The 10231-nt window shown below is 71.1% G+C and carries 8 protein-coding genes and 1 pseudogene; 2 read left to right on the top strand and 7 right to left on the bottom strand.

The features are described 5' to 3' along the window. Window positions 1-148: 148 nt before the first annotated feature. From KME66_RS11110 to KME66_RS11090, 5 genes and pseudogenes are all read right to left on the bottom strand, one after another. Window positions 149-999, bottom strand: a protein-coding gene (locus KME66_RS11110; protein ID WP_253208297.1) for an IS5 family transposase whose coding sequence is annotated in 2 segments (ribosomal slippage) — window positions 149-633 and window positions 633-999 — 852 coding nt in all. Because the reading frame shifts where the segments join, the coding sequence is not laid out codon by codon here. Between the two features lie 45 nt (window positions 1000-1044). Next, window positions 1045-2226 carry an FAD-dependent oxidoreductase gene (locus KME66_RS11105; RefSeq protein WP_216321522.1) on the bottom strand — a complete coding sequence of 394 codons (1182 nt, stop codon included), beginning with the start codon at window positions 2224-2226 and terminating at the stop codon, window positions 1045-1047. Then, entirely contained in the window at window positions 2223-2867 is a 645-nt protein-coding gene (locus tag KME66_RS11100; RefSeq protein ID WP_216321520.1) for a TetR/AcrR family transcriptional regulator, read from the bottom strand. The genes KME66_RS11105 and KME66_RS11100 overlap by 4 nt, the downstream gene beginning before the upstream one ends. A 467-nt stretch (window positions 2868-3334) precedes the next feature. Further along, window positions 3335-3586 (bottom strand): annotated as a pseudogene (locus tag KME66_RS11095) (DNA-binding protein); the annotation flags it as partial. 361 nt (window positions 3587-3947) lie between these two features. Beyond that, a complete protein-coding gene (locus KME66_RS11090) occupies window positions 3948-4514 on the bottom strand; it encodes a Uma2 family endonuclease (RefSeq protein WP_216321518.1) in 567 nt (188 codons plus the stop codon). A gap of 192 nt (window positions 4515-4706) precedes the next feature. On the opposite strand from KME66_RS11090, the gene KME66_RS11085 reads away from it, so the two are divergent. Further along, complete coding sequence (locus KME66_RS11085; protein ID WP_216321516.1) at window positions 4707-6728, top strand: thioredoxin domain-containing protein; 2022 nt, start codon at window positions 4707-4709, stop codon at window positions 6726-6728. A 69-nt stretch (window positions 6729-6797) separates the two neighbouring features. On the opposite strand, the gene KME66_RS11080 is transcribed toward KME66_RS11085, so the two are convergent. Next, a complete protein-coding gene (locus KME66_RS11080) occupies window positions 6798-7490 on the bottom strand; it encodes a hemolysin III family protein (protein ID WP_216321514.1) in 693 nt (230 codons plus the stop codon). Window positions 7491-7715: 225 nt separating this feature from the next. Here KME66_RS11080 and KME66_RS11075 point away from each other — a divergent pair, with 225 nt between their 5' ends. Next, window positions 7716-9539 carry a phosphoenolpyruvate carboxykinase (GTP) gene (locus KME66_RS11075; RefSeq protein WP_073215455.1) on the top strand — a complete coding sequence of 608 codons (1824 nt, stop codon included), beginning with the start codon at window positions 7716-7718 and terminating at the stop codon, window positions 9537-9539. A gap of 282 nt (window positions 9540-9821) precedes the next feature. Here the strand turns inward: KME66_RS11075 and KME66_RS11070 are convergent, their stop codons facing one another. Next, on the bottom strand, window positions 9822-10220 hold the full coding sequence (locus KME66_RS11070) for a hypothetical protein (protein WP_216321511.1): 399 nt from the start codon (window positions 10218-10220) through the stop codon (window positions 9822-9824). Between the last annotated feature and the right edge of the window lie 11 nt (window positions 10221-10231).

Genomic DNA, 10231 nt, shown 5'->3' with positions numbered 1-10231 from the left:
CCGCGATGCCGCGAGGCGTTCGAGCGGCCGGGAAGCGGGATGTGTGCCCGTCCTGCTGTCCGTCGAGGCCCCGGCCTGCTGCCAGTGGCAGTGACGGAACACCACCACGCGGCCCGGACCCGAGGGTTCTAGGGGTCGTCTTCAAAGGTCAGATCCAGAGCATGATGGAGGCGATGGTGACGGCCGCCTGGTAGGACTCGCGGGTTTTGTCATAGCGGGTGGCCAGTCCGCGCCACTGCTTGAGGCGGTTGAAGCAGCGCTCGACGACGTTGCGGCGGCGGTATATGCACCGGTCGAAACCGGGCGGCCGTCCGCCGCGTGTGCTGCGGTTCAGCCGGCCCAGGATCTGGTCGGCGCGTTCGGGGATCGTGTGGGGGATGCCGCGTCGTCGCAGGTAGGCGCGGATCTTTCGAGAGCTGTAGCCCTTGTCGGCGACCACGTGGTCGGGCCGGGAGCGTGGACGCCCGGACCCGACTCTGGGCACGCTGATCGAGTCCATCACCTTCTCGAGGCGGGTGCAGTCGTTGGCGTTGCCGCCCGACAGGACGAAGCCGAGAGGACGGCCGCGCCCGTCGCAGGCCAGGTGGACCTTCGTGCTCAGTCCACCACGGGATCGGCCGAGGGCGTGATCACCCGCTTCGTCCCTGTCGACCGCCCCCTTTTGCCGCCGGCGGCATGCTGGTGGGCCCGAACTATGGTGGAGTCGACCGACACCAGCCAGTCGATGTCCCCGGCCGCGTCCTTCTCCGCCTGGACGGCCCGCAGCATGCGCGAGAACGTCCCGTCCAGCGCCCACCTGCGAAAACGTGTGTACAAGGTCTGCCAGGAACCATAACGTTCCGGCACATCACGCCAGGCTGATCCGGTCCGCAGCTTCCACACGATGCCGTTCAGTACCAGCCGGTCGTCCGAACGAGGCCGCCCCGCAGTCCCCGAACTCGGCAGCAACCGCGACAGCACAGCCCACTCGGCATCCGAAAGCTCATGACGACGCACCATGACAAGCATGATCCCTCATCACCTGATCACCTTTGAAGACGATCTCTAGCGGCCGCTCGCCGTCTCACGGGCCAGGACGGCCGGTTTTCCGGAGAGCGAGCGGGCCACGAGCCGCCCCACTCCGGGCAGTCCGGACAGTCGCATGGCCGCCCGCCTGACGCGCAGCCGTGACGGCGACGCCGGGAGGAACCACTCGGCCGCCGCCCTGCCCGCCTCCTGCTTGTCCACAGTCACCGGGCGCCAGCGCTGCTCGTACGCGGCCAGTCCGGCCGCCACGGACGACGCCCGGTCGAGTTCTTCGGCCAGCACGTACGCTCCCGCGACGCCGAGCGAGGCTCCCTGGCCCGCGAGCAGCGACACGGCGTAGGCGGCGTCCCCGACCAGCACCGTGCGCCCCCTGCTCCAGCGGTCCATCACGATCTGCGCCACCTGGTCGTAGTACACCTCGCTGGACGGAGGACACGCGCGCAGGGCGCGCGGGACGACCCAGCCGAGCCCCTGGTAGGCATGGCGGACGGCTTCCCGGGTGTCGCGTGGAATGTCTCCGGTCTCGGACCGGTGCACACCGAAGGCGGCGACCCGCCCGTCGCGCAGGCCGTAGAGACCCATCTGGCGATCGACCGTGTCGGTCAGGCAGAGCCGGCCCCGCACCTGCTCGAAGACGTCCGGGTCGTCGAAGACGTAGGCGGCCGTGTGGAACCCCCGGTACTTCAGGAAGGACGCCTCGCCGCCGAAGGCCAGTCGGCGCACGGTGGAGTGAACGCCGTCGGCGCCGACCAGCAGGTCGGCCCGTTCGATGCTGCCGTCGACCAGGGTCACGCGCACCTCCTCGGACGTCTCCTCGATGCTCGCGGGGCCGGTGCCGAAGCGCAGGTCCACCCCCGGCGGGAGCGTCTCGCGCAGCGCCAGTTCGAGGTCGGGCCGCATGATGCTCATCAGACGCCCGCCGAGCGCGCGCGAGAACTGGGTGTAGTCCAGGCCTGCGCGGCGACGCCCGTGCTCGTCGACGAAGCTCGCCTCATCGATGCGGTAGGCCAGTTCCGTCAGCCGCGGAAGGAGCCCCATGGCCTCCATCGCGTCGTACCCCGGGCCGAAGAAGTCGACCATGTACCCCTGGGTCCGGGGGCCGGGGGCCTTCTCCAGCACCACGACGTTCCAGCCCTGCGCGTCCAGTCGGCGTGCCAGGGCGAGCCCTGCGATCCCCGCCCCGCAGATCACTGCTCTCATGCCGTATCTCCTGTTCCCTCGGCGGCCAGTCCTCCGCCGTAGACGGCCATGACTTCCGGTGCCCAGCGTTCGAGGCCCGCGGCGGACAGCGGGTCGGTTCCCAGGACCTCGGTCAGCCGTGGTCGCAGGAGGAGCAGCGCGAGGTCGTTGACGAGCAGGAACGCGGCCCGCACCTGCGGATCGCTTCCGCGCGCCGCCTGACCGGCCCGCTCCATCTCCTCCAGGGTTCGCAGGCTGAGCTCGAAGAGCTGGTGGAAGAGGGTGCGGCCGGCTTCGGTGTCCGACATCAGCAGTCGCCCCAGGTAGGCGGGGACCGGCGAGTCCTCGGGCAGATGGCGCAGTACGGCGGCTCCGAGGGAACGCGCCTGTCCACCGGTCTGCTCGGGGCCCTCCGGGCCGTTCGCCGAGACCTCGCCGAGCACCGCCTCGAAGACGGCCAGCACATGCCGGTCGACGTCCTGCCGCAGGCCGTCCTTCGAGCCGAAATGGTGCAGCACGAGCCCCGGTGACACGCCGGCGGCTTGCGCGATCTGCCGTACGGACACCGCGTCGGGCCCGGACTCCGCGAAGAGCCGGAGGGCCTCGTCGCGCATGACGGCCCGTTTCGTCCGGTCGTCGCCGTCCCTCATGATTGAACGCATGTTCAGGATGCTAAACGATCGTTTAGCCCGCAGGCAAGGGCCGACGGGACGGGGTGGTCTCCCGGGTACGAAGCGTGGGCGCCGCGGGTGGCGCAGAGCGCCGTCATCGCGGCGCCGTCGGCAGTCACGAGGGGGAGGGGCTCAGGCGTCAGGTCGTACGCTTCCGGGGAATCCGCGCCTGGCGACGATGGGCCCGGCATGTGGTGTCCGCCTGCGTCGACCCGGATCAGCGCCATCGCACCCGCCACAGGATCACCAGGGCCCGCCGCCGGGGCGCGCCCGGCGGCCCGGCCGGTGGAGTGCGGCTGTCACGCCGTCGGGGGCCTCACGTATCCGTCCGTGTCAGCGCAGTTCGGCCAAGTGGGGTGGGCCCGTCAGTGCTTCACCGCTCGCGCCGGGCGCTGCGAGCTGGGGCGTATGAACCGGTTTACCGGTGTGACCTCGCGAACCCGGTGGCTGGGGCGTGCTCACACTTCTTTGATGATCACGCGCTTCCCGCAGAGCTTCGACCAGTCGTCATGGTCGGAGGTCAGAACGATCGCGGGGGTCGGGACACGGAGCGCGAGCGCGGCGACGAGGGCGTCGATTGCGTACTTGTGCCCATGCAGCCCGCCCGCGTCCCGGAGCAGCGCCACCGCGATGAGGGAATCCTCCTGACTGACCGGTTCGACCCGCAGCCGGGAGAGCAGCCATTTCAAGCGGGGAAGGTCGGTCTTCCCCTGCGTCAGTGCTGTGGGCGAAGGTCGATAGGTCCTCGCTCACAGCACTGTCCGTAGCGACGACGGTGGTCGGCGAGCCGGCCTGCTGCGGGTCAGGGGCGTCTGCGAAGCCCTCGAAGCGCGAACTGCTGCCGACGAGCCACGCCGTCAGGGTGACGGGCATTAAGCGGGGGCGGCTCACCGCGCGGCTCGTCCCCGGCGAGACAGTGTGGGTCGGCATCTGGTTGAAGCTCTGTACCTCCCCCCGGACCGTCTACGACGCCTCTGGGCTGAGGAGAGCCGCCCAAAGGCCCCCGGTCGCGGACTTGTCCTGGTCAACAGGGCTTCGGAGACGCCGAGGGTACGGGCGATTCGTCGTTGCTTACAGGGCCCCGAGGTCGGCCGTGACGGAGAACGGGGCGGTGGCTTTCACGGTGCCGGTGAACATCTCGCCGTTCCGGTAGGCATTGGTGGCGGGGTCGAGGACGTAGGTGTACACGATCGGGACACCGGTGGCGGCCTGCTCGATGCGCCAGTAGAAGGGGATGCCGGCCTTGGCGTACTGGTCCACCTTCACGATCCGGTCGGTTGTTTCCGACCCGGGCGATACGACCTCGACGACCAGGAGCACGTGCTCGGGGCGGGTGGGTGTGAGGTCGATGGTCTCCGCCCGGTAGACGGTGACGTCCGGGCGGCGGTTGGTGAGGGGAACGTCCTGCAGGCGGACGTCGAAGTCCGTGTCGGCGTTCCAGTCCGGGCCTGCGGCGGCGTCCAGGGCGTTGGCCAGGATGCGGGCCAGCCGGTGGTGGCGCTTGGAGGCGCTCGGGCTCACGACGGCCATCCCGTCCACGATCTCGATGCCGGCGCACTGCTCCTCGGACCAGGAGTCGTACTCCTCTGCGCTGATCTGTGCGTGCATCCACGCGGGCGTCATCATCTCGGCGGTCATGGTGTGCTTCCTTCGCGGCGTATCCACAGTTTCGTCGCTGCTGGGCTCAGCCCTACTGCCCGGTGCTGTCCGACGGCCCGGCAATCGGAAGCGTCCCCGGCGCAGAGGGCGCCGACCCGTCCCACCTGCCCCTTCCCACCCCGCCCCGTGGCGCAGCCGCGTCGTGGGAACCGGTGCGCGAGGATGGGGTGCATGGCCAACCGACTTGCGCAGACCACCTCCCCGTACCTCCTCCAGCACGCCGACAACCCCGTCGACTGGTGGCCCTGGTCGTCCGAGGCGTTCGAGGAGGCCAGAAAACGGGATGTGCCCGTACTGCTCAGCGTCGGGTACGCCAGCTGCCACTGGTGCCACGTCATGGCCCACGAGTCGTTCGAGGACGAGACCGTGGCCGCCTACCTCAACGCGCACTTCGTGCCCGTGAAGGTCGACCGGGAGGAGCGGCCCGACGTCGACGCCGTGTACATGGAGGCCGTGCAGGCGGCCACCGGGCACGGTGGGTGGCCGATGACCGTCTTCCTCACGCCGGACGCCGAACCCTTCTACTTCGGGACCTACTTCCCGCCCGAGCCCCGGCACGGCTCGCCCTCCTTCCAGCAGGTCCTGGAAGGGGTCACGACCGCCTGGGCCGACCGGCGGGACGAGGTCGCCGAGGTCGCCGGACGGATCGTCGCCGATCTGGCGGGGCGGTCGCTGGTCCACGGCGGTGACGGGGTTCCGGGGGAGTCCGAGGTGGCGCAGGCCCTGCTCGGGCTGACCCGGGAGTACGACGAGCAGCACGGCGGGTTCGGGGGCGCGCCCAAGTTCCCGCCGGCCATGGTGGTGGAGTTCCTGCTGCGGCACCACGCCCGTACCGGGGCCGAGGGGGCCCTCCAGATGGCCGCCGACACCTGTGCGGCGATGGCCCGTGGCGGGATCTACGACCAGCTCGGCGGCGGGTTCGCGCGGTACTCCGTGGACCGGGAGTGGATCGTCCCGCACTTCGAGAAGATGCTCTACGACAACGCCCTGCTCTGCCGGGTGTACGCCCACCTCTGGCGGGCCACCGGGTCGGACGAGGCCCGTCGCATCGCCCTGGAGACCGCCGACTTCATGGTGCGGGAGCTGCGGACGGCGGAGGGCGGGTTCGCCTCCGCCCTGGACGCCGACAGCGAGGACGCGGAGGGCAAGCACGTCGAGGGGGCGTTCTACGTGTGGACGCCCGAGCAGTTGCGCGAGGTGCTGGGGGAGGATGACGCCGCCTTCGCCGCAGACTATTTCGGGGTGACCGAGGAAGGGACCTTCGAGGAGGGCGCCTCCGTGCTGCGGCTGTCGGGGGACGCCGGACCCGTGGACGCCGACCGCGTCGCCGGCGTACGGGCCCGGCTGCTGGCCGCCCGTGACGAGCGGCCGCACCCGGGGCGGGACGACAAGGTCGTCGCCGCCTGGAACGGTCTTGCCATCGCCGCCCTCGCCGAGACGGGCGCCTGCTTCGACCGGCCCGACCTCGTGGAGCGGGCCACCGAGGCCGCCGATCTGCTGGTCCGGGTGCACCTGGGCGAGGTGGCCCGGCTGACCCGCACCTCCAAGGACGGGCGGGCCGGGGACAACGCCGGTGTGCTGGAGGACTACGGCGATGTCGCCGAGGGGTTCCTCACGCTGGCGGCGGTGACGGGGGAGGGCGCCTGGCTGGAGTTCGCCGGGTTCCTGCTGGACATCGTGCTGGAGCAGTTCACGGGGGAGGGCGGTCAGTTGTACGACACCGCCCACGACGCCGAGCAGCTCATCCGGCGGCCCCAGGACCCGACCGACAGTGCCACCCCGTCCGGGTGGACGGCCGCCGCCGGGGCGCTGCTCTCGTACGCCGCGTACACCGGGTCCGAGGCCCACCGCACCGCCGCGGAGGGCGCGCTCGGCGTGGTGAAGGCCCTGGGGCCCCGCGTCCCCCGGTTCGTCGGCTGGGGGCTCGCGGTGGCCGAGGCGCTGCTCGACGGGCCCCGGGAGGTCGCCGTCGCGGGACCGGTCGGCGGTGAGCTGCACCGTACGGCACTGCTGGGGCGGGCCCCGGGTGCGGTGGTCGCGGCCGGTGAGGGGCCGGGGGCCGGGGCCGAGTTCCCGCTGCTGGTGGACCGGCCGCTGGTGGGCGGCGAGCCGACCGCGTACGTCTGCCGCCACTTCGTCTGCGACGCGCCGACGACGGACGCGGGGGAGCTGGCGGCCAAGCTGGGCGGCTGACGCCTGCGGACAGGGGTGAGGGGCCGGTCGTCGCGTGCGACCGGCCCCTCACCCGTGACCCGCGCGTGTTCAGCCGTGCTGGTACGCCACCAGCGAGATGCCCACGTAGTGCGCGATGAACGCCGCCAGCGTCAGCGAGTGGAAGACCTCGTGGAAACCGAACCAGCGCGGCGACGGGTTCGGCTTTTTGATGCCGTAGATGACGCCGCCCGCGCTGTAGAGCACCCCGCCGACGATGACGAGGACCAGGACCGCGATGCCGCCCGTCCGCATGAAGTCGGGCAGGAAGAAGACCGCCGCCCAGCCCATCGCGATGTAGCACGGGGTGTAGAGCCAGCGCGGGGCGCCGACCCAGAACACCCGGAAGGCGATGCCCGCCGCCGCGGCCGCCCAGACCGCCCACAGCAGGGGCCGGGCCGTCGACTCGGGGAGCAGGAGCAGCGTCAGGGGGGTGTAGGTGCCCGCGATGATCAGGAAGATGTTCGCGTGGTCCAGGCGGCGCAGCACTGCCTCACCGCGCGGCCCCCAGCTGCCGCGATGGTAGACCGCGCTGATGCCGAACAGCAGGCAGGCGCTGAGGACGTAGACCGAGCAGGCGATCCGGCCCGTCGTGCTGTCGGTCAGCGCGATCAGGGTTATCCCGGCGATCAGGACCGCCGGGAACATTCCGGCGTGCAGCCAGCCGCGCATCCGCGGTTTGACGGGGGTGGTGGCGAGGGCGACGGGGCCTGGAGTCGCGGCGGCAGCGGCGGCGTCAGTCATGACCCGCATGCTACCTACGCCCCCGTAAGTAGCGGATACGGGGCGCATACGAGTGGCGATGCTCACGTGTGAGGCCCCCTGGACATATGGGCGGATCGGTCGGATGATCAAATGAGTGCAGTCGGCACCGGATGAGCGCCAGGGGATTTCGAAGGGTACGAAGCATCCGGGTCGCAGCCCCCACGGGGCCTACAGACAACTGACACCCTCACCGTAGGAGCGATCGTGGCGCGCGACATCGCGGCTCCCCTCACCGTCCCCACCCACCACCAGGAGCTGATCTCCTGGGTCGACGAGATCGCAGCCATCACCCAGCCGGACCGGGTGGTCTGGTGCGACGGCTCCGAGGCCGAGTACGAGCGCCTGTGCGGGGAGCTCGTCGCCAAGGGCACGTTCACCAAGCTGGACGAGACCAAGCGGCCCAACTCGTACTACGCCGCCTCCGACCCCACCGACGTCGCCCGCGTCGAGGACCGTACGTTCATCTGTTCCCGGGAGGAGAAGGACGCGGGGCCGACGAACCACTGGAAGGACCCCGCCGAGATGCGGGAGATCTTCACGGGGGAGAGCGGCCTCTTCCGCGGCTCCATGCGCGGGCGCACGATGTACGTCGTCCCCTTCTGCATGGGCCCCGTCGGCTCGCCGCTCTCCGCGATCGGCGTCGAGATCACCGACTCCGCGTACGTCGCCGTCGCCATGCGCACCATGACCCGCATGGGCCGGGCCGTCCTGGACGAGCTCGGCGCCGACGGCTTCTTCGTGAAGGCCGTCCACACCCTCGGCGCGCCGCTGGAGGAGGGCCAGGAGGACGTCCCGTGGCCCTGCAACTCCACCAAGTACATCTCGCACTTCCCCGAGGACCGCGAGATCTGGTCGTACGGCTCCGGCTACGGCGGCAACGCCCTGCTCGGCAAGAAGTGCTACGCCCTGCGCATCGCCTCCGTCATGGCCCGGGACGAGGGCTGGCTCGCCGAGCACATGCTCATCCTGAAGCTCACCCCGCCGCGCGGTGAGTCGACGTACGTGGCTGCCGCCTTCCCCTCCGCCTGCGGCAAGACCAACCTCGCCATGCTGGAGCCGACCATCCCCGGCTGGACCGTGGAGACCATCGGGGACGACATCGCCTGGATGCGGTTCGGGGAGGACGGCCGCCTCTACGCGATCAACCCCGAGGCCGGCTTCTTCGGCGTCGCGCCCGGCACCGGCGAGCACACCAACGCCAACGCCATGAAGACCATGTGGGGCAACTCCGTCTTCACGAACGTCGCGCTCACCGACGACGGCGACGTGTGGTGGGAGGGCATGACCGAGGAGGCGCCCGCGCACCTCACGGACTGGAAGGGCAACGACTGGACCCCCGAGTCCGCCACGCCCGCCGCCCACCCCAACGCCCGCTTCACCGTCCCCGCCGGACAGTGCCCGATCATCGCGCCCGAGTGGGAGGACCCCAAGGGCGTGCCGATCTCCGCGATCCTCTTCGGCGGCCGCCGCGCCTCCGCCGTCCCGCTGGTCACCGAGTCCTTCGACTGGCAGCACGGCGTCTTCCTCGGCGCCAACGTCGCCTCCGAGAAGACCGCCGCTGCCGAGGGCAAGGTCGGCGAGCTGCGCCGCGACCCGTTCGCCATGCTGCCGTTCTGCGGCTACAACATGGGCGACTACATGAACCACTGGGTCAAGGTCGGCGCCGACAAGGACCAGGCCAAGCTGCCGAAGATCTACTACGTGAACTGGTTCCGCAAGGACGACGCGGGCAGGTTCGTCTGGCCCGGCTTCGGCGAGAACAGCCGCGTCCTGAAGTGGATCGTGGAGCGTCTGGAGGGCACGGCCGAGGGCGTCGAGAGCCCGATCGGCATCCTGCCGGCCAAGGGCGCGCTGGACACCGAGGGCCTGGACCTCTCCGAGGCCGACCTCGACTTCCTGCTCACCGTCGACAAGAAGGTCTGGCGCGAGGAGGCCGCTCTGGTCCCCGAACACCTCAACACCTTCGGTGACCACACGCCCAAGGAGCTGTGGGACGAGTACCACGCGCTCGTCGAGCGCCTGGGCTGATCCCGGCGCTCATCACGGACCCCGCGGCCGGGTCCATCGGACATCCGCCCTGACCTGTGGGGCCGAACGATCCGCCGCGGTACGGGGCCTGTCGTCGCGCCCGTCGTCGCCGACGGCCCCGGAGGGCCTGTCCCCGACCAAGGACACCCCTCCCGGCCCCCGGAACCCCCTCACGGTTCCGGGGGCCGCCCTGTTTCCGGGCGCCGCGGCCCGGTTCTTCGAGACGCCGTGAGGTCCGTGGCACCCGGTCCGCACGCCTCCGAGGCGCGCGGACCGGGGCCGTCAGTGGGCGCCGACCAGCTGTCCGGACGCGGCCGGGCCGGCGAGGGCCGCGGTGTGGGCGTCCATCCGCTCGGCGGCGAGGATGGCGGCGGTCGTGTCCGCGCGGGATGCGGCCACCAGCAGGGCGCGGCCCGCGAGGGCGTGCGCGCGGCGGTGGAGAACGGTGGGGGCGGCATCGGTCAGGCCCGCGTGCCGGGCGGGCGGGGCGCCACGCAGCCGGGCCACCTGCTCGGCGATACGGTCGCCCGCCGCGCCCAGGCCCAGCTCGTCGGTGACCGCGAGGAGGGCGGCCAGGTGCCCGGCGAGCTGGATGTCCAGCTCCTCCTCACGGCTGCGGTGCGGAAAGTCCGCGTCGTCGGCCGGGGTGTGGACCGAGGGGCTGCGGATCGGCTCGTACATGGATGGCCTCC

The sequence above is a fragment of the Streptomyces sp. YPW6 genome (assembly GCF_018866325.1).
In the GTDB taxonomy this organism is placed as follows: domain Bacteria; phylum Actinomycetota; class Actinomycetes; order Streptomycetales; family Streptomycetaceae; genus Streptomyces.
The sequence above is the reverse complement of the archived record's forward strand: the minus strand, read 5'-3'. Positions and strand labels throughout refer to the sequence as shown.